A 21,045-nucleotide genomic window follows, 5' to 3' on the forward strand; every position below is an offset into this window, starting at 1 on the left:
CAAGCGAACTATAAGGCAATGCGTGATACGACAAATGCGTATACGGTGACCAACTGGCTTACGCTAGGGATACCCGACATGGTGGTCGGCGCGTTTAACCCTGAGAACCCCTTATCAGCCGAGCATTTGTTGGATAGTTTTGGAGTGGTTAGTATGATCTACGGTGGTGCCGCAGCGGCCAAGCATGTACGTGGAGTGGCGACTGTGAAACCACTCACTGCCCTTAACACTCCGATTCAGGCAGGACCAATTGGCAAGCCCCTTTTCGGTCAAGGTGGTAAGCTTAACGCCTTAGCGCTATGGAAGAAGATACGCGAGAACATTGGGTTGAGTAAGCGAGCGCGTCAGGCTTCGAATTTTAAAGGTCATGTGAAGAGGGAACAGGTTGTTTTAAATGGTGGGGGGAAGACTGGCGTAGGTAAGTCATTAACATTGGAACAATTTTTGAAAGAGATGGATGAATTACCTCGAGCGAGATTAGCTAAAAAAGTGGAAGATGGACTTGTAAGCCTTCCTAATGGGGAAAGATTATCCCCTTCAGTATATATGTCTAAAGCTGAAATAGATGTTCATTTATCACTATTTGATCAGGGTGCAGTCAAAATTCAAAGTAAAGAAGCTTACTTTAATGCAGTCCAAAGGTATGGAGGTTCTATTGGTGACCCTAAAACAGGCACCTATGTATTGCCAAAAAATGTGGTTGACAAAGCTATATTGGTTTCTGACGGTAATCCACGGATCTTAGAAAATCTTTTGGGTCTTGAAACAGGTTATCTAGGTGAGAAACCCGTTTTATTGGATTTTAATAAAATAGATGGGCTGAGAGTACCTACGGGAAATGAAGCTGGAGCTTGGCAAGGATATTGGATCCCTAGTGGTTACACAAATAATGGGATACCAGAAGCAGTTATTAACCAAGTCTCCGCTGGAGGATATAAGGTAATAGATATTTTTAAATAAGGGAAGGTGAAAATTATATGGAAGAAGTATATACAGGAGATGGATTTGCAATAGTAAAGAATAATAATGAATACAAAATAGAATGGCCGCACGGTCCCTTTGATCAGGTCGTCTCTTACTCCATAACTAAGGAACTTGCTGATAAGGCATTTAAATCTTCGCAAGATGCTTATGAGGTAATGATGTATGCAAAAACAGGGAAGTGGCCTGTTAAAAGTACAGAAGATGAAGAAAAAGAAAAAGTAAGAGATTTTATAAAAAAATTTCCAGAGTTACTCATTCAGGTTCCTGATAATAGAGAGTTGTTTACACAGTCTGAGCTTAAAGAACTGCTACCTTTGGCTGAAAAGAATTTGGAGAAATAATTTTTTAGCAGTGGGGGAAATCCAAAACTTTTAGGAAACACTCGTACGCTATGCCGTGAGGTGATGGGTGATTTACAGTTGATTAGCCGCCTACTGAAAGCAATAGGGCAGATGAATGTAGAAAAAGTTGAGATAGTAAATTAGAATTACAAGCACCTTTTGTTGCTCAAAGCCACTAAAGAACAATATAATCAATAGTTAAATCATCATTTAAAAATCTGCTTTCTAATAATTAGAAGCAGATTTTTATGTCTATAAACCTTCTAAATGAGCAAATTTAAAGTCATAAAAATAACTCCCTCTGAAATTTAAAGACGTTTATAATACTAGAAGTTCCTATTCAGGCTGGGATTATGTATGCATTATTAAAATAAATTAACGAAAGGAGCAAGGTTTATGCTGAAAATGGATGAAATCCAAAACTTATTAGCTGAAAAAAATATTAAAATGATAGTTTCTAATAAGCGAATTTATATTGATGATCGATCAGCTCAATCTGTCCCCTTGGAAAACCATTATGGTATCTCTAGGGAAATCTCTAAAGATGATACAGAATTAAAATGGAGTTACTGTTTTTATTTTCGTGAAAGAAGGAATACTGAGGAGATTCGTATTTTAAAACAATTTAATACAAAAGAGAAAGCGTTGAATTATTTGTTTTTTAAAGAAATTAGTAGATACTTTATGAGTGAATTTATCATACCTAGCCGTAGTTATGAAATAGAGCATTGGACTTTTGAAAAGGTGCGTAGAGATATGGAACGGTTAAACATACCTGCTCAATACCTTTCTGATGAGACTAAAGTAGTTCCTAATTCAATAATTTATCAGCAGAAGAACAATTTGTGGTACACAGGGTTCATAAATGACAAAAAAGAAAAAATTTATGAATCTCCAAATGGCAATGGTGACAGTGAATGGTTTTTTTCTTTATATGGAAATGATATATATTTATTTTTTTTATTTGATAAATATACTGAAGAATTATTAGACAGAAATATAATAGAAAAAGCTTTTTCAGATCAAGTTAAATTAATCGTTCTTGATTATAAGTAGAAAAAAATTAAACTCTTCTCCACTCAGGTGTTCGGAAATTATTAGGTTTTTTAAATGACGAATTGTAATATTAAGTGCAACACCAAAAAACATGTTAAAAAATAAAACAGCCCATAACAGCTTCGTGTAAAATGTAAGTTACCACACAAACACATCACGGAGGCCTGTTATGAGCTACAAACATCTTACCACATTTGAAAGAGCACGTATAGAAACCCTTTATGACCAAGGAAATGCAATCCGTAGGATTGCTAGAAAACTTGAACGCTCAGCTTCTACAATCTCAAGAGAATTGGCACGTCATGCCCGAAACCGCCTTTATACTGCTGAACATGCACAGAAAACATACAGCACGCGTCGTTTGAATTGTGGACGCGAGGGAAAATGGTCGCCTGAACGTGCTGAAATTATTAATGAAAAGCTACAGCGAAGCTGGTCACCCGAACAAATCATTGGGCGATTATTTCAAGGTTCGCTCATTTTTAAAACCCTTTATCGGTGGCTTTATCAAGGATTGTTAGTTAATCGTAATTTAACCGTTCTCCGTCATAAAGGCAAGTGCCAGAAACCCCAAGAGACCAGAGGACGATTTAACGTAGGTAAGTCCATTTCGAGGAAAAGAATTTGCCTGCTATCATGCGATTTAAAAAGATACGCCTATAAAGATATATTTTGCAGACCCTTACGCCTCTTGGCAACGGGGCAGTAACGAGAATGCGAATGGTCTCTTAAGAGAGTTCTTCCCAAAGAAAACCGATTTAGCCCAAGTATCTGACCAAGAACTTATTCATGATTTATCACTAATCAACAATAGACCAAGAAAATGTTTAAATTGGAAAACCATACACGAAGCGTTCCAGGAAGAACTGTTGCACTTAATTTGACAAACCGTCTTATAAAAAAGAAAGGGGATTTGCTATGTTTGTCGTACCAGAATATATTTTAAAGCATTTGGGTTTGTTAATGGGTCATGCGTTTAATATTTTTCTCGTAGGTGTTGGGGTCACTATGTGTATTAATTTTCTTAATGAGGGGGATATCCCTGGCTTACTGTTTTCTATCGCCTTTACCCTTGCAATAGGGGCATGGACTATTCATTTAATTCGAGCGGCAATAAAGAGAGAGCGAGAAAAGGAGCAAGAAAATTAAGCTTTTTCTATTTGCAATTAAACATGTATAATTATTCTTTAAAATAGGTTTACTAGAATTATTAGTTGTTTTTTTACGAAAAGAGATGAGTAGGGTGAATTGGCTGCTATGTCAGTCATAAGTCCTGAACAGAAGAGGTTGCTTTATAAGCAACCTCTTTCTATATACAATAACGCTTACTATTTTAAATTTTTAATAGAACCCTCTGTCTATTTCTCCTAATACAAGCAAATTAACTTAATATCAGATGCACTTTTATAGTGCGGCATTAGCTAGCTTCCCACCCTTGATAAAATCTTAAAACTATATTTTTAAAAAATTAAAGAGAAATATAGTAGAAACCATTTAAAAGACTGGTTTTTTTGTAGTTTTATGGTAAAATAACAGGCGGAAAGTATTGCTATTAATTAAATAATTGAATAAGGTGGGAAGAATAAGAATGAAAAAAAGCGGACTTATTATTGTTTTAATTATATTTACCTTGTTTTCTTTAAATACTTATCAAGTTTATGCCCATCCTGGTCGAACAGACGCTAATGGCGGCCATTATTGCAGAACGAATTGTGAAAAATGGGGTTATGAGTATGATGAATATCATTATCATAATTCTGGTGGCTCTGGTAGTAGCTCCGGATCAAGCTCAAGCACAAGCACTGGTACGCCTGCCCCAGCCAAACCAAGCTACACGCAGGCGGATGTGGATGAGGGCACGGAAGATGGTGAAAAGGCAGGCTACGAGGCAGGTTATAGTCGATCAGAGAAAAGATCAACGTCAGATCATTCAGATGAAGGCTATAAGATTGGCTATTCAGCAGGCTATCTAGCAGGGTATAATGCGGGGTTAGAAAAAATAAAAGCAGAGGATCGAGATGCTGGGCTAGCAAAGGGTAAGACAGATGGTAAGCAAGGTGCTCGTGATGGTCAAGCTACGCCTGAGGCAAAAGCCGGAAGATCGGATGATTGGAACGCAGGCTATCAAGAAGCTTATCAATTAGCTTACAACAACGAAGAGCAAGTTATGGAAGCTGAGCAAGCTGGTTATGACATGGGTGAACTATTATTAGAATTAGTTGTTCCGGAAAAATATCAGGCGGACAATGCGCTCAGTGTGGCATTTAAAACGTTTTATCAAACCGGCTTTGATAAGGCATTTGCTGAAGAGGAAGCTAATTATTATCAAAGCGGCTATGATCGAGGCTATGCCCTTGAGGACGATGGGATGGATTTGGCAGATGAGCGCTTTAATGACGCATTTGAATCTGGGTATCAAGCTGGATTAGCTGCTAAATTAGCTGAGTTTTTCGAACAAGGCTATCATGATGCTTTTTTAATGATAGATTTTGAATTACCAGATTCTATTTTAGAGCAAAAGTTGCAGGAATCGTATCAGGCTGGGTTCATGGCAAATGAAATTGCAGCAGAGATAAAGAATAAGGCTTTTAATCTTGGGTATGAGAATAAAGAATATGTTATTGCTGATACTTTTTTAGTTAATGATGATTCGGGCAGCTTGTATGATGAATTATTCTATCAAGGTCAAGAAGCTAGACAAAGTGATCGACAACAGCAACTGAAAGTAACTGGAATTGTTTTAATAATTATCCTTGTCGTAGCAGGCTTGGTTTCAACTGTCTTATATCGTAAAGGAAAGCTTAAGCCAATATCATTTAAAAAAGCAAGCTAACAAGGGGATTAAATAAGTATAACCATTCTATCCCTTGAGTAAGTGTACGTGAGTCTGCTTTAATATAGGTATCGGCCGATAGAATTCTTCGAAAGGGGGAATGAATTGAAATGATTCAGTATAGTGAGGTGGCTTCTGCATAGTCAGAAGCCCTAGACAGAATGAGGTCGCCTAATTAGCGGCCTCATTTCATTATTTAACTGGATAATTGAGCTGTTTTCTAGTACGATTAACATAATAAATGGTGTGTAGGTGTTTTTGTACTGCTTACACCCGAAAACCAATTGGAAAGGGGTGTTACAGATGGTCAAATTAAAAAGCTGTGAGCAAGTTAGGCTTACTATTTTTAAGGAGGGCGTCAATGCAATACAAAAACGGAAAAGAGGTGCTTCCCCAGAGCTTGCTTGAGGAGCTGCAAAAGTATATTCAAGGTGAGCTCATTTATATCCCTAAGCAGTCCGGTCAGCGGATGGGCTGGGGTGAAGGCAATGGATCACGCCAAATGATTCGGAAGCGTAATGAGGAAATATATCGCTTGTATGAGGGTGGCTATTCTCTACAAGCGCTGGAAGAAAAATATTGCTTAGCAGCGGATAGTGTGCGAAAAATCGTTTATCAAACACGTGATCGATTACAGAACACACCGCATTAAAAAAGCAGCGTATCGATGGTAGGTAAGGTAACCATGATGCGCTGTTTTAATTAACCTTATTTATTTAACAAAGTGACAAGCAACACGTTGACCAGCTCTGACCTCTCTGAGTTTAGGTTTCTGTTCTTTACATAGCTCAGTTGCGAATGGACAACGGGTGTGGAACACACAGCCTGATGGTGGGGCGAGTGGTGATGGGATTTCACCCTTTAATGGGATGCGTTCTTTTTTGCTACCATCTAGGACGCTTGAAAACAATGCTTGTGTGTATGGATGGAGTGGTTCAGCAAACAAACTATCAGTATCAGCCTCCTCCATCATTTCTCCTAAGTAGAGAACACCAATTCGATCTGAGATGTAGCGTACGACGCTAATATCATGGGCGATAAAAAGCATGGTTAAATTTAGATTTTTTTGTAGCGCTTTTAATATATTCAAAATTTGCGATTGAATGGACACGTCTAATGCTGAAACAGGTTCATCTAAGATGGCTATTTCAGGGTCGACAATTAATGCCCTAGCAATGCCAATTCGCTGGCGCTGACCCCCAGAAAACTCATGAGGATAGCGAAAGTAATGCTCTGTCTGTAGACCAACCTGTTCTAACAATGCTAACGCCTTTTCTTGACGAATTGCAGCTTTCTTTACACCATGAATGCGTAATGGCTCCTCTAAAATTTGACCAACTGTTTTACGTGGATTAAGCGAAGAAAAGGGATCTTGGAAAATGAGTTGTAAATCTTTTCTCAGCTTACGCATTTCATTTATCTTTAAGGCTGTCAGGTCCTGGTTTTTATAGAGTACTTCCCCAGAGCTTGGCTTAGTTAATTGTAAAATTGTCCGAGCTAATGTACTTTTACCTGAGCCAGATTCACCTACTAAGCCATAGACTTCACCTTTATTTAGTTGAAATGAGACGTTATTTACCGCACGAACGTACTTGGTTTTCCCTGATAGTTTCTCAAGCGTTCCACTAGCAGTAAATGACTTCGACAGGTTTCTAATTTCTAAGATGGGTTGATGATCTTCCTTCAATCTAACCAGCCCCCTTTTTCCTCATCATACAACCAGCATTGCACGCGCTGCCCATCATTAGAAAACATTGGTGGCTCTTGTTCACGACATAAGTCAGTTGCATAAGGGCATCTTGTTGAAAAGCTACAGCCCTTTGGAATGTTACTTAATGATGGGACAGTACCTGTTATTGCCGGTAAAGGCTCGGTTCGGTCGCTGTTTAACTTAGGCATTGATGCTAATAATAGCTTTGTATACGGATGTAAGGGCTGATTGAAGATTGTTTCTGTTGGCCCCTCTTCGACAATTTGACCTAAGTACATAACTTTCACACTTGAACAAATTTCACGAACAACACCTAAATCATGTGTGATAAATAGGATGCTCATTTCAAATTCCGTATTTAACTGAATAATTAAATCAAGAATTTGTGCTTGAATTGTAACATCAAGAGCAGTTGTCGGCTCATCAGCAATTAACAGCTTAGGCTTGCTTACTAATGCCATTGCAATCATAACACGCTGTTGCATCCCACCCGATAATTCATGCGGATAGCTATTAAAGCGAGTTTCTGGTGAAGGAATGCCTGTTAGACGAAGAAATTCGATCGCCTGTTTGCGTGCAGTTTTTTTGGATAGAGACTGGTGGGTCCGAATTGCTTCAACGATTTGATTGCCAACTGTATAAAGTGGATTGAGCGACGACAATGCATCTTGAAAAATAATTGAAATATCATTGCCACGTAATTTTCTTAACTCGGCCTCTGATAAAGCCAACACATCCTTATTATCAAAGTGAATCTGTCCGTTATATTCAATGTTACCTTCTCTGTCGAGTAAGCGAATTAATGATTGCGACATCACACTTTTACCGGAGCCTGACTCCCCAACAACTCCAGTCACTTCGCCTTTTTCGATTGAAAAGCTAACACCACGGACTGGAGAGACCCGTCCTTTATTTGTGTGGATATGGGTGTGTAGTTGCTCAACCTTTAATAACGTCATCGTCCTACCACCCTTCGTTGTCTTTTCTTCTTAGTCGGACTTTGTGCAAGTGTGTCAATAAAATCGCGCAAGCCATCGCCGAGTAAGTTTAAGGCGAGAACAGCTAGCACGATAAATATACCGGGGATAACCACGACCCACCACGCATTAAAGATCACGAGTCGCCCTCCTTGCAAGATGTTACCCCAGCTTGGTGCAGGAGCAGGGACACCGGCACCGAGGAAGCTTAAGGCTGCTTCGGAAATAATGGCATCGGCAAAAATAAATGTTGTTTGTACGAGCAAAGGGGAGAGCGTATTAGGCAAAATATGATGAACAATAATCCTAAAATGACTCGCGCCCTGTGCGTGCATCGCTTCAATATAAGTTTGCTCCTTTACCACTAAAGCAGCTGCTCTTACTACCCGTGCAATGTTTGGTGTGTAGACAATCGTTAAAGCAATAATCACGTTTGTGGCAGACGGTTCTAAGGCAGCCATTAATGCGATGGCAAGTAAAATCCCAGGGATGGCAATTAATCCGTCACAGATACGCATTAAAACATGGTCAAGGGTCCGAAAGTAACTGGCTAATAGCCCGATTGTTAATCCAAGAATTGATGATAGTGCGGCTACCATAATACCAACAAACATTGATACTCTTGCACCATGGAAGACACGACTAAGGAGATCACGCCCTAATTCGTCTGTGCCAAACCAATATGTTGAGCTAGGGGCAGTGAGGCGGTTGGCTGCACTAATGCTATAGGGATCAGTTGAAACGAGCAGCGGACCAAGGATAGCTAAAAGAATGAGAAAAATAAAAGTAATACCACCGATGAGCAACGGCGTATTTGCTAAAGCTCTACTTAGACGTGCACGCTGTTTTTCTTTCTTATATTGGCGTGCGAGCTTTTTAACATTGACTTGGCTTTGCATGGTTGTCATTCTAATCACTCCTTTCTATCTAGTCGAACTCTTGGGTCAACTACACCGTAAAGTAAATCGATAACAAGGTTAATGAATAGGTAAATCAAGGTCACGATTAAGACAACGCCTTGAATGACAACGTAATCGCGACGGACGATAGAATTAATAATCAATTGGCCAAGTCCCGGTATATTAAAAATGGTTTCAATCACAACTGCGCCAGTGACAAGTGTACCAAAGGTTTGTCCAATAACGGTTAAAATAGGTAAGAATGCATTGCGAAAAGCGTGCTTAATTAGCAATGTCCTTTCTTTAAGTCCTTTTGATCGAGCGGCTCTCATGTAATGGAGGCTTAGGACATCCAGCATGGCAGAACGGGTCATTCTGGTAATTAGTGCGGCTTGAATGGCACCAAGTGAAAGGGCAGGTAGTAACAGCGTTGTTAGATGATTAATGAGCCCAGATGATAATGGCGCATATCCTGCAACAGGAAGCCAGCCCAAGTTTACACCTAAAATTAACATTAAAATTAGGGCAAGTAAAAAGTTCGGCACAGCCATCCCGAATAGAGAAAAGCTCATGAGCATCGTATCGAGAATGGTACCACGCTTATGTGCCGCAAGAATACCGAGTGGGATTGCTAAGACAATGGCAATCAGCTGTGATAAAAGTGCTAATGAAAGTGTTGGACCGATATGCTGACTGACAGCGCCAAGTACAGTTTGGTTCATAAACAGGGAGTCACCGAAATCCCCTTGAACAATACCACTTACCCAGCTCGTGTACTGCTCTATTAATGGGCGATTATAGCCCATTTCCTCATTAAATGCCTCTATTTGTGCTGAGGTTGCCTCCATACCTAATATAGTTGCTGCTGGACTACCAGGCGTAATATGAATAATTAAAAAAATGGCAACTGATACAACAAACAAAACAGGTAGGGTTGCAAGCAGTCTTTTTAATGTGTAGGTTAACAAGGAATCACCCACCTTTCCGAAGTTACTAACAAAAAAGGAGGGGGGGATGAACCACCCTCCTTACCGTCTAGTATAGCTATTCTTATTCAGGAATTCTAGCGTTCCAAACGACAGGGGCTTCGAATAGCTCAAAGTCCTCTAATTCACTACGGACAGCAACAACGCTATTATAATGCCCTAAAACGGTAGAAGCGCTTGTTTCATATAAATGCTCTTGGACAGTTGCCCAAGCCGCACTTGCTTCCTCTGGACTTTGGGCACCTCTAATATTGGCTAATCCTTCTCTGACAAAATCATCATCTAGCCCAGCCCAATCAGGTGTGACGGCTAGTAACTGAGGTGGGGTAATTTGATAGCCCGTACTTGCTAAAAATAAATCCCATTCGCCTCTAGAATCCTTTGTTTCTAAGAAGGTTGGAAAGTCATAGGTATCAACAGTCACATTCATGCCAATTTGCCGTAATTGATCCTGAATAACTAATGTTCCTGTATACATTTCATTATAATCTTGTGTCGTTAACAAGGTAATCTCTTCACCATTATAGCCTGCTTCGTCAAGCAATTGTTGTGCTAATTCTGGATTTGCTTGGTTATAGTATTCTGCTCCGGCATCTGTTGACCATTGCTCATGGTTATCACTTAGGTAACCAGGAGCTAATTCAAACAATTCAGGTTTGCTGTAGCTGGCTAGCATAATTTCTTCATTATCCAATGCTGCTAGAACAGCATGACGTAAAGCTTCGTCAGCGAAGATACCTTCTGTTGTGTTGAAGAATGCAGTGAGTGTTCCACCTGGGAACGTTAATAACTCAATGTTGTCATCAGCATCAAGCTGATCGTAGCTATCAATTGGGATGGTATCCGCTACATCATAAAGGCCAGTTTGAATACCGGCAATCCGTGTCGAGTGATCGGAGACGAAATGGAATACTAAACGCTCAGTTGGTGTAGTTATTTCCCCGGTAAAGCCACTAGGCGCACCTTCAAGTGATTGATAGTCCTCGTTACGAACTAAAGAAATATGTTGGTCTTGACGCCATTCTTCAAATTTATAAGGACCGGTACCAATATATTCAGAAAGTCCATTTTCCTCTGTTATGGATTCAATTATTTCCTTGGGCATTATAGAAGGAAATTGTGCCTGAGACGCCATTAGAATAAGTACATCTGACGTGGCTTCAGGAACGTCTAATTGAACGGTATAAGGATCAATCTCAGAGAAGCTAGCACCTTCTAATAGCGCTATCGCACGAGAAGATGTTACGAGCCAGCGATTCATAGAGGCGACCACGTCTTCAGCAGTCATTTCTTCACCATTATGGAAATGAACACCTTCACGCAAATAAATAGTGTAAGCTGTACCATCTTCACTTACCTCATAGGATTCAGCTAACACAGGTGTAGGCTCATAGCTGGCATCTAACTGAAATAATTGCTGGTATACATTCCCAGCTATATCTAATGCAACAGCTGAGACAGTTTGTGCTGTATCTAGAGTTGGTGGTTGAGCTGTAAGCGCAATATTTAACTCGTCCCGATAGCTGAGGTTGTCTTCTTGTTGGTTGGAATCCGTCTCTGTATCTTCCCCTTGCTGACCAGTATCATTACCACATGCAGCAAGCAATAAAAAACTTACAAATAAGATAGCGATCATTTTAAATCGAAAAACGCTCATTGTCTTTCCCCCTGGGCAATTAAATTATTCCTATTAACATACTAGGTTTTAATTATTATAGTCGACAAATTTCGATAAGGCAATATAGTTGCTTGATTTTAGAGCATGATAATTAAGTCGAGTATGCCTTTATAATGGCTAAATTATCTACTCTATATTCATCGACCCTTTCCTGACCTATCCTTTTTATGGTTAATAATTGATTTGCCCACTATCGATGCTGCTAAAGTTTGGTTGTAAAGATATGATAAGGCTTCAAAGTTAATGCTTTAGCCTTTTCTAACCGAAATGGATTAGAGCCTCTTCAAGAGTTTTCGTTTGACCAAATTTTGATTAAATCACAATTTGTTGCTGCTGTTTGGATTAGATCAAGATAGTAATAATCTTTTGAAAAGCTCTTTTCTTGATAAGCAATGACGAGTTAGTTGGCAAGTTTATAAACCTGCTCATCAATTAGATAAAGTGGAACTTACAAATGATTTAATTTAATCATGATGAATAATATGTAAATTAATCGTTTCTGGTGTTTGTTTAGCAATTTAATAATTGTTTTCAGGCGAGCAAACGTAACAGGATGATGGAGGGGGCTGCGCCTAATTAAAATATTTGTTTTTTTAGATAGCAGAGTATCGATCCACTTGGAAGGGGGCTATACTACCTTATGAATCTCCATGTCGTTTTGAAGAATGTAAATAAACTTGCTATTCTCGTTATTTTGAATGCCACCTATTAACTGCTAAGATGAGCATAAATTTAAGTGTAATGCTTATGAAATCGGGCTGGGTATGTCAATTTCAATTCTAAGATTATGTAAGATGACTTCTGGGAACATGGAATGTAGATATCAAATAACGCGTAACTTTTACCTTTTTTTCAATTTAATTGAGAGAAATATCAAGTATGCTTGTTTTAGAGCTGGCTGTTATAAATAAGGGGCTAAAACAAAAACGTATTCCATGACCGATAAATTTGACAAATATAATGCTTAACCACAATTACAAGTGACCACAGCCTTTAAAGAAAAAGCAAAAGAGCGAAGTATAGTGACTTAACAATGGACAAGGGTATGATGCTGCAGTATCCTCTGGTCTGATTGGTATGGAATGACAAGGGTCATGGTCATATTGATGATTAACCTGAAGAGAATATTGAAATTAATCGGTCAAAAGCTTGAAAATAAGACGATTTAGATTCATTTTTTGAATTTAAATCGTCTTTTCTTTAAACACAGCTCTTATGCGTCACTTTTTTAGTGGTATCACTTAAAAGGGTTTTTCTGTATAAAAACATTAATTCACAAATAGATTTAGTGATTCTAGTGCATTACCGTTAAAGTCGAAAAGCCCTTGATTAGCCCAATGATTTCCTGTGTCAGCAATATCGTTGGCATATTTCATGCCAGCTAGACTAGCCCAGCTTGTTCCTTTTACAGGTAACCAAGCTGGCTCCCAGTATACGATTCCTAAAGTCTGATAGCCCGAACCATGTGCTTTTCTGACACAAGTAAGTAAATCTTGAAGAAAAGTGGTTTGACCTTCTATCGAAAGGGAGTAACCTGTTTTAGTAGCCAAATCGGCTGTACAAATATTTTCTCCTTCATTAGGGGCTTCAGAGGTAAAACCGAAAGCAGTCTCAACTATAATCATATCTTTGTTAAAGCGTTCGCCCAGCTGTGTTAAATTGTTTTGCAATGCATGGAGGTCTTCATGCCAATAAGGATAATAGGACAGCCCAATAATATCGTAATCAATTGCGCGAGCAGTCATTTGATCAAACCATTCGCGATAAAGGTCGTCTGCACCACCGAAATCAAGATGGAGGATGATTTTTAGTTGCTGTTTGCAATAGCTTTCTCTTGTAGCTGATATACCAGCCTCAAGTAAGCGGGCTAGCGAATCGTATTGCTTGCGTTTTGTTAGTGAATCAACGGATGCAAAGCGTCTTTCTTCAGCTAGATAATGAGGTGTCTCTCCATCTGGCCACAGCATGCCGTTCGTAATTTCGTTACCGATCTGAATATAATCTGGGATTACTCCACACTCATCACAAGCACGTAAAACATCCTTCGTGTAAGTATAGACAGCTTGCTCAAGTTCTTTACCAGTTAAAGTAGCCCATTGCTTTGGTTTTGTTTGTTTTTTAGGGTCGACCCAAAAGTCACTATAATGGAGGTTAAGCATGAACTGCATCCCTGTATCCTTTGCCCGTTTAGCAAGCTTTAGCATCGTTGTTAAATCATTTGTGCCACCTAAGTATGGTTTTTTGTGCTCATCATAAGGATCAACCCATAGCTTAAGTCGGACTGTATTTATATTTTTCTTCTTTAGAATTTCAAATAGATCAACGGTGTTATGATTTAGGAAAAAGGTACCGCCGTGTGCTTCTACTTCAGCTAACGTTGAAATATCAACGCCTCTAACTGCAACTTCTTTCAAGTCTATCACTACTTTCTATTGAGGATATATGCTTCTATTCGTGTGTGTCTAAATAATACCTTTATAAAGTAAATGACCAGAATTAGGACTTATCTACAAAGCAACCACCATCAATCCAGAGCAAGCTGGATGAGAAGGTGGTCGAGCTGCTTTTGTATAAAGTTAGATAAAATGGTCATTTGATTTTCTCTTTAATTGTACCAACTGCCTCTTTACTTGTTTCGTTTTAGAACAGCAAAGCCATATGCGGCTAAAGTCAACTGCTTATCGTTGGTCGACAGCCGATTAATAATTGCTTGATAAGGACGTTCATCTAGTTCAACAATCTGATTAGCTCCTGTAAAGTTCATGATAAAAATATAATCATGGTCTTCACTTGAGCGAATCTGCGCTGTAACGCCTTTCGGTAGTTGACAATTTAACACAGGTGTAATACCAGCCTTTTTGACAAGCTGGGTGAAGAACTGGCTTGTGAATGCTGCCTCATTACGAGAAGCGATGTAGTATGCCTCACCTTCACCAAAATGATTGACCGTTAATGCGGGCATGCCCACATAAAAGTCGGATTGATATGTGGCTAAACTTTCTGCGCCTTCTAAATGAATTAAGTCACATAGTTCCTTGGCAGAGAATGATCCGGAAATACCAAATGTATTATCTGCTTCTAGTTTAATGCTATTGGGCTGTCCATCTGATAAAGCATCCATTTCTTCAGACCAGATGCCTAGTGTCTTGCGTAACGGTCCTGGGAAGCCATCTAAGAAGCAGAGATCATTCTCATTGACAATACCAGACCAATACGTCGTGACAAATGTTCCACCCGCTTTAACAAATGCTTCGATACGTTCGCCAACACCTTCATGAACCATGTATAACATAGGAGCAACAACAAGTTTATATTGATTAAGATCCCGATCCGCACTTATGATGTCAACTGGAATGCCTTGATCCCAAAATGTCCGATAATGCTCTTTTACAGTGCGCTCATAGTGCACACCAATATTTCTCGGTCCTTGAGCATCGTTAAGTGCCCAGCGGTTTTCCGTATCAAAGATGATTGCGACTTCAGGTTTTACTGATGAACCCGTTATTTCGTTTAATTGTTCTAATGCTTCACCTACATTTGTTACATCCTGAAAGACACGTGTATGCTCATGCCCAGCGTGATCAACCACTGCACCGTGAAATTTCTCGCTAGATCCACGACTTTTTCGCCATTGAAAATACTGAACAGAGTCAGAACCGTGGGCAACAGCTTGTATGGAAGAGAGTACATGCATACCTGGTTTCTTCAGTTTACTAATTGCTTGCCAATTTGTTGAGCTTGGTGAGCTCTCCATTAACAAGAATGGTTTACCATTTTTTAATGAGCGGAACATATCATGATTTAATGACGTCCAAGCTGCAACATCAAGATCATCGTCACTAAAATGCCAAGTTGGGTAAGAATCCCAAGAGACAACATCAAGATCATCAGCGAACTTAGCGTAGTTTAATCCCTCAAATGCTTCCATAAAGTTCGCTGTTACCGGTAATTCAGCATTTTTTTCTTTTAAAGGTTTTACTTCGTGACGGTAAAAATCAAGCGTTTGATCAGTGACAAACCGTTTCCAGTCAAGGTTTTGTCCGTGAACCATTGTTTCCCCATGTGGTGCAGGTGATTCGACTTGTGACCAGCTTGTGTACGTATGGCTCCAGAAAGTTGTCCACCAGGCTTGATTTAATTTATCAAGTGTTTGATACTTCGCTTTCACCCAGTCACGGAATGCATGCTGACAATGATCGCAATGGCAATCACCACCATATTCATTTGAGATATGCCAACCAATTACGCCAGGATGATCGGAGTAGCGTTCTGCTAATTTAGTGTTCATTTGCTTAATTTTTTCACGGTATATAGGTGATGTGTAACAGTGATTATGACGCATACCATGAAGATTGCGGACACGATTAGCACTGACCCGTAGAACTTCAGGATATTTCTCTGACATCCATGCAGGTCTTGCCCCACTGGGGGTAGCTAACAATACGGAAACCCCGTTTGCGTGTAATTGATCAATAACATGGTCAAGCCACTCGAAATTATAAGTGCTTTCCTCAGGCTCTAACTTTACCCAAGAGAAAATACCGACAGACATAACATTACATTTAGCGAGCTTCATTAATCTAAGATCTTCTTCAAAGACACCAGGGTAATCAAGCCATTGCTCAGGGTTATAATCTGCACCATGAAGTAAATACGGTGCTTTTTTAATTACGGGTTTAAACATATTATTCATCCTAACTTAGTATTTTTAGCTTCTTCGTTTTTTTTAAAACTGTTAATTACTACTCTTTCGTTCCACCTGCTGTTAGTCCTGTAATTAAGAAACGCTGCAAGAATACGTAGACAACCGCAACAGGTATGGCAATTAACATTGAGCCTGCTGCAAAGCGGGTAAAGTTATTTGAAAACTGATCATTAATAAAATTGTACAGCCCTAATGCCAGTGTATAGTTCTGTGGGCTTCGTAAGATAATTGACGGTAAAATAAAATCAAATAACGGCTGCATAAAGTTAAATAATGCTACAACGGCTAGTATTGGCTTGGCTAAAGGTAAAATAATTTTGATGAACACGGTAAAGTGACCAGCCCCATCAATCTTAGCTGCTTCATCTAATCCGCGTGGAATCGTATCTAGGTAGCCTTTGACTAACCAAGCATTGAACGGAATTTGGCCGCCGACATAGACAAGGACTAACCCAGTAAGTGTATCTAACAGGCCAATTAGATTAAGTAAAATATAGATGGCAACCATCGCCATTAAAACAGGGAACATTTGTAGGATTAAAAAGGTGTACAACCCTGACTTTCTACCGACAAAGTTGTACCTTGAGAATGCATAAGCAGTAAAAGTCGTCAATGTTACTGACAAGAGCACGGACATACCAGATACAATCATGCTATTTCGATACCAGAGTAAATAATTACTTCTCTCATCGGTAAATAACCATTGGTAATGAGTAAGAGACCAATTCTCTGGAATAATGGTCGATGAATACAGGCTTGTCCCCTGGTTTAATGACATGCCAATTGCCCAAATGAGTGGGTAAATAATAATGACTGCCATTAGAGCGAAGATGGTGTAAATACCAGCTAACTCTAGGCGTGAACGCGTTTTTGGGTGCATTATAGATTCCCCTCCTCTTTAAATGCAGCAGTTTTACGGAATTGAAAGATTGCGAAGATTGATACAATCAAACCGATGATTAACGAAATGGCTGCTGCCATGCTGTAATTGTTTGTGTCAAAAGTCAGTTTATAGACCCATGAAATCAAAATATCAGTACCACCAGCATTTTGACCTTGGACAGCAGGTCCACCTTCATTAAATAAGTAAATAATATTAAAGTTGTTAAAATTCGTTGTATATTGAATAATTAACAATGGTGCTGTTGCAAATAACAGGTGTGGTAAGGTAATATGCTGAAATTTCTGCCATCGTGAAGCACCATCCATATCGGCTGCTTCATACCAGTCACTTGATATGCTTTGAAGTACGCCAGAGAACAAAGCGAAGATAAATGGGTAGCCAAGCCATGTTTGGATAAAGATTAATACGACTCTTGTGTAAACGGGATCTGTTAACCAAGGTACTTCTATATTAAAGAGTGGCATCATAATATCACTATTAATTGCGCCAAATTGATCGTTAAACATGGCAGCAAAAATTAAGATGGTTACAAATGCTGGTACTGCCCATGGCAGAATTAAAATGGTCCGAATTGTTTTCTTGAATTTTACCCGAGCATCGTTAACCAGTACTGCTAAAAACAGGCCAAGTGTAATTTGAAAGGTAGTCGCAACGACAGTCCAAATAATAGTCCAAGAGAACACACTGACAAAGGTGTTGCGCCAGAGACCTACGGTAAATAAGCGACCAAAGTTTTCAAACCCTACCCAGTCAACCAAGTTACGGGGTGGAGAATTATAAAGGTCATAATTTGTAAATGCTAATGAAATAGCGAACATTAGTGGAAATACTACCGCAAATATTAGCAGAATGAAGCCTGGTGTCGTCAATAAGTAAGGGAATGTTTTATCATAGAAGATCCGGAGGGACTCACCTAATTTTGGCGCGATCCAACCCTCTTTAATGGCTTTGGCTTGCTTAACAGCATCCTTTACATTGAAAAAATAAAAGACAGCAGCAAATGCAATTAGAATTATTGCTAACAAACCGTAAACGAGAAGAAAGACAGAATGATCAAGTCCAGCGATCTCGCCTAAGGTGGTAATTCCCCAGATTCCAAAACCAATAAATTCCCCAAAGGTAACAAGAAAGAGTATTTCAAATAACGCAAAGGCTATCCCTTTTAAATAACGCTTGTTGTAGAGTTGTCCAAATCCTGCAAAAATGATTGATAATACCATAGCAATGGTAGGGTTATGCTTGCTTACATTGGTCTTTATTGTTAAATGCCCTTGTACAGACAATACATCCACCTCTTTCAAATAATCTATATTTCACCTGTTTATAAGCGAGCTCCTAGCAGCATATGAACAAACTTTTTTTATCTACAGTAGATGAAAGAGTGGGCGTTCTCCCACTCTTTCGTGTGTCTGGCTTAAGCACTCAGCAACTAGGCGCTTGAAGCCTTTAATGTTATTGGCCTTGCAATTCAATTTTGTCTTTAATATTTTGGACAATGTCGGTAAGTACTGCTTCGACTTCTCCGCCGTTAACAATAAGCTCAATTGCGTCGTCCATATCCCAAACAGGCGACATTTGCGGGATATTTGGCATTGGCGTGCCGTGTTCAACTTGCTCGGTATAGCCTGCATAAATGGGATCATTAATATTGTCTAAAATTTCAGGTCGTGGTGGTAGTTCGCCGGTCACTTCATAATAGTAATCAGAGTTCTCGTCGTTGGTTAGGAATTTGGCAAGATCCTGTGCCCAAGCTTGATTGTCTGAATAATAGGATACTAGCCATGATTTAACACCTACAAATGATGGGGCAACCGCACCATTGATCTGAGGCAATGGTGCTGTAGCTAAATCATCACCCAGTGCTTGTCCATAAATAGGCATATTCCAAGGTCCACTAACGACCATTCCAACACGTCCTTCAGAGAATAACCCATCTAATACATCAACGGTAACGGTTCTCGGTATCGCACCAGATGTAATAAATTCTTGGTATTTCTCCAATCCTTCAATTGCTCCAGCATTATCTAAGCCAATGTCACTAGGGTCGTATACACCATCTTCTTCCGCAAATACATAGCCACCGTAGCCATTAATAAATGAATATAAATAGTAAAATTCAGGTGAGACAAGAAATCCGTAGAGATCTGAGTCATGTTCGCGTAAGTCTTGTGACATTGTCAATACGTCTTCAATGGTCTCTGGTGCTTCATCAATAAGACTTTTATTGTAAAATGCAAAGTACGTTTCAATAGCGACAGGTGCACCGTAAATATCACCTTCGTAAGTGAAGGCTTCAATAGCTGCATCAGTAAAATTTGCAAGTTCTTCATCTGTATACGTTAATGGCACTGCTAATCCTTGAACGACTGCGTCACCTAAACGATCTTGGGGCTGAAAGAATAAATCTGGTCCGGTCCCACCAGGTCCAGCTAAAGCTAACTCTTCTAATTGATCGGGCAAGGCAATGCGCTCAAACTTAATTTCAATGCCTGTTTCTTCAGTATAATTAGCGAACTGTTCAAGGTGAACGTCCTCAGCAATGTCCTCATCATTAATCCAAACAACTAATTCATCTGGCTTGGCAGGCATACCATCCTCACCAATCTCGGGAGCGTCCCCCACCTGGTCGCGGTCTGGGGCACAGGCAGTAACAATCATTAACCCTACCATTAAAAGTAATAAAAAAAAGCGTGATCTATTCATCGATTTAAACATAAAAAAACCTCCAATTAATTAATAAATTAATTTAACTAAGCTTACAAAATAATTATAAAACGTTTTCATAATATTTTATATATTAAAATATTCTCAATAAGTTTCAAATAATTAAACTTATATTGACTGTAATCCGCTTTCTAAATATCTAAAGCAGAATGTATGATCGTCTTCATTTTGAAATTTTCTATCTCAATTTTCGCAGCTACATATTAAGGTTCAGCTAAGCAAGCTCTGCAGTAAGAAAATCCATTGCTTTTCGGAACAACATAGCCCGCCAAGCTGAAGCAGAAAGTCAACACTGGTATTACATACCGAATCTCCCAAAACGGTCAAGGCTTAATGCCCTTTTTCAATATGCGAAAAATGAGTTACTATCTAATGCTTGCATACCTTGCTGTAGGCTCTCTAAAAAATAAAAATAGAGCCCCAGCTTTATTCAGTCGCTGTGACCCTAGATAACTTTTGTAGCTGCGAACACGCGGTAATCGAGTACGTTCATATATTTCATCGTGATATTGTAATAACTAACCATCATTTCATATAACTCTGGTTTAAAAATTAGCGAAAAATCAAACTCTGGAACAGACTGGTTTTGAAACAAGTTTGGAATAGTCAGGGTATTTACGTTTTTAAAGCCAGCCTGTTTAAATAGTTTAAGCCAGTCATTCTCTAATAAAATCGATTCAAATCCGTAAAAAGCTTGAATTTCTTGCTCGTTTTCTTGAGGAAGTGGTTCATTAATCGTTAGTTCGTTTGCAATTAATGAGCCATTAGGTTTTAAGACTCGATAAATTTCAGTTAATGCTTTTGGTTGATTAACAAAAGCAAGTACCGATTCAGCTAGAACGATGTCAAAGAAAGCATCCTCCACTGGTAACGCTTCAACGGAACCATGCAGGATATTAGCGTCTAAATCATCTCTAATCATTCTTTCCCTTGCTCGAATTACCATATTAGGGTTAATATCAATGCCGGTAACATGGGCGTCATAGGTTTCCACTAAATACGCTATTGTTTGCCCTGTCCCACAACCAACGTCTAATATCGTTGCCCCCTTGTTGATTTCTTTACAAGTAAGGATATCACGTGTTAACTCTATTCCCCCAGGGTGTGCACCACCAATACCAAGTTTAGAAAGAAAATTAAGGTAGTTCATCTCTTGAATAATTATCACCTTCTTATGCTTTATGATGTATAGCATATGAGAGCCTAGATAGAAGGTGCGTGTTTTCTAACAGGTATTTATCCTGCAC

At 39.2% G+C, this 21,045-nt stretch carries 16 protein-coding genes and 2 pseudogenes; 7 read left to right on the forward strand and 11 right to left on the reverse strand.

Annotated features, from left to right (window positions below):
• From BM000_RS16760 to BM000_RS07140, 7 genes and pseudogenes are all read left to right on the forward strand, one after another.
• Window positions 1–960 (forward strand): annotated as a pseudogene (locus tag BM000_RS16760) (hypothetical protein); the annotation flags it as partial.
• Window positions 961–977: 17 nt separating this feature from the next.
• The gene (locus BM000_RS07115) at window positions 978–1,325 is read left to right on the forward strand and encodes a hypothetical protein (protein WP_091496314.1); all 348 of its coding nucleotides are present in this window, start codon (window positions 978–980) and stop codon (window positions 1,323–1,325) included.
• A gap of 396 nt (window positions 1,326–1,721) precedes the next feature.
• Entirely contained in the window at window positions 1,722–2,381 is a 660-nt protein-coding gene (locus BM000_RS07120; RefSeq protein WP_091496316.1) for a hypothetical protein, read from the forward strand.
• Window positions 2,382–2,550: 169 nt separating this feature from the next.
• Window positions 2,551–3,265: pseudogene (locus tag BM000_RS07125) on the forward strand (IS30 family transposase).
• A 34-nt stretch (window positions 3,266–3,299) separates the two neighbouring features.
• Complete coding sequence (locus tag BM000_RS07130; protein ID WP_091496318.1) at window positions 3,300–3,530, forward strand: hypothetical protein; 231 nt, start codon at window positions 3,300–3,302, stop codon at window positions 3,528–3,530.
• A gap of 439 nt (window positions 3,531–3,969) precedes the next feature.
• Window positions 3,970–5,214, forward strand: coding sequence for a YHYH domain-containing protein (locus tag BM000_RS17175; protein WP_425425171.1), 1,245 nt, complete (start codon window positions 3,970–3,972; stop codon window positions 5,212–5,214).
• A 361-nt stretch (window positions 5,215–5,575) separates the two neighbouring features.
• The gene (locus tag BM000_RS07140; protein ID WP_091496319.1) at window positions 5,576–5,866 is read left to right on the forward strand and encodes a CD3324 family protein; all 291 of its coding nucleotides are present in this window, start codon (window positions 5,576–5,578) and stop codon (window positions 5,864–5,866) included.
• A 60-nt stretch (window positions 5,867–5,926) separates the two neighbouring features.
• On the opposite strand, the gene BM000_RS07145 is transcribed toward BM000_RS07140, so the two are convergent.
• The 11 genes from BM000_RS07145 to BM000_RS07195 all read right to left on the reverse strand — a co-directional run bounded on the left by BM000_RS07145 (window position 5,927) and on the right by BM000_RS07195 (window position 20,948).
• Complete coding sequence (locus BM000_RS07145; protein WP_091496321.1) at window positions 5,927–6,901, reverse strand: ABC transporter ATP-binding protein; 975 nt, start codon at window positions 6,899–6,901, stop codon at window positions 5,927–5,929.
• A complete protein-coding gene (locus tag BM000_RS07150; protein ID WP_091496323.1) occupies window positions 6,898–7,884 on the reverse strand; it encodes an ABC transporter ATP-binding protein in 987 nt (328 codons plus the stop codon). The genes BM000_RS07145 and BM000_RS07150 overlap by 4 nt, the downstream gene beginning before the upstream one ends.
• Window positions 7,881–8,810 carry an ABC transporter permease gene (locus tag BM000_RS07155; protein ID WP_091496325.1) on the reverse strand — a complete coding sequence of 310 codons (930 nt, stop codon included), beginning with the start codon at window positions 8,808–8,810 and terminating at the stop codon, window positions 7,881–7,883. The genes BM000_RS07150 and BM000_RS07155 overlap by 4 nt, the downstream gene beginning before the upstream one ends.
• Window positions 8,811–8,815: 5 nt before the next feature.
• Entirely contained in the window at window positions 8,816–9,769 is a 954-nt protein-coding gene (locus BM000_RS07160) for an ABC transporter permease (RefSeq protein WP_091496327.1), read from the reverse strand.
• Between the two features lie 82 nt (window positions 9,770–9,851).
• Window positions 9,852–11,444 (reverse strand): ABC transporter substrate-binding protein, encoded by a 1,593-nt coding sequence (locus BM000_RS07165; protein ID WP_091496329.1) that lies wholly within the window; start codon window positions 11,442–11,444, stop codon window positions 9,852–9,854.
• Window positions 11,445–12,733: 1,289 nt separating this feature from the next.
• The gene (locus BM000_RS07170) at window positions 12,734–13,879 is read right to left on the reverse strand and encodes a glycoside hydrolase family 53 protein (protein WP_091496331.1); all 1,146 of its coding nucleotides are present in this window, start codon (window positions 13,877–13,879) and stop codon (window positions 12,734–12,736) included.
• 212 nt (window positions 13,880–14,091) lie between these two features.
• The gene (locus BM000_RS07175; RefSeq protein WP_091496332.1) at window positions 14,092–16,158 is read right to left on the reverse strand and encodes a beta-galactosidase; all 2,067 of its coding nucleotides are present in this window, start codon (window positions 16,156–16,158) and stop codon (window positions 14,092–14,094) included.
• 49 nt (window positions 16,159–16,207) lie between these two features.
• The gene (locus BM000_RS07180; RefSeq protein ID WP_091496334.1) at window positions 16,208–17,050 is read right to left on the reverse strand and encodes a sugar ABC transporter permease; all 843 of its coding nucleotides are present in this window, start codon (window positions 17,048–17,050) and stop codon (window positions 16,208–16,210) included.
• On the reverse strand, window positions 17,050–18,294 hold the full coding sequence (locus BM000_RS07185) for a carbohydrate ABC transporter permease (protein ID WP_091496709.1): 1,245 nt from the start codon (window positions 18,292–18,294) through the stop codon (window positions 17,050–17,052). The genes BM000_RS07180 and BM000_RS07185 overlap by 1 nt, the downstream gene beginning before the upstream one ends.
• A gap of 232 nt (window positions 18,295–18,526) precedes the next feature.
• On the reverse strand, window positions 18,527–19,789 hold the full coding sequence (locus tag BM000_RS07190; RefSeq protein ID WP_091496336.1) for a sugar ABC transporter substrate-binding protein: 1,263 nt from the start codon (window positions 19,787–19,789) through the stop codon (window positions 18,527–18,529).
• A 454-nt stretch (window positions 19,790–20,243) separates the two neighbouring features.
• Entirely contained in the window at window positions 20,244–20,948 is a 705-nt protein-coding gene (locus BM000_RS07195) for a class I SAM-dependent methyltransferase (RefSeq protein ID WP_091496338.1), read from the reverse strand.
• Between the last annotated feature and the right edge of the window lie 97 nt (window positions 20,949–21,045).

This window comes from Amphibacillus marinus (assembly GCF_900110345.1).
Classification (GTDB): domain Bacteria; phylum Bacillota; class Bacilli; order Bacillales; family Amphibacillaceae; genus Amphibacillus_D; species Amphibacillus_D marinus.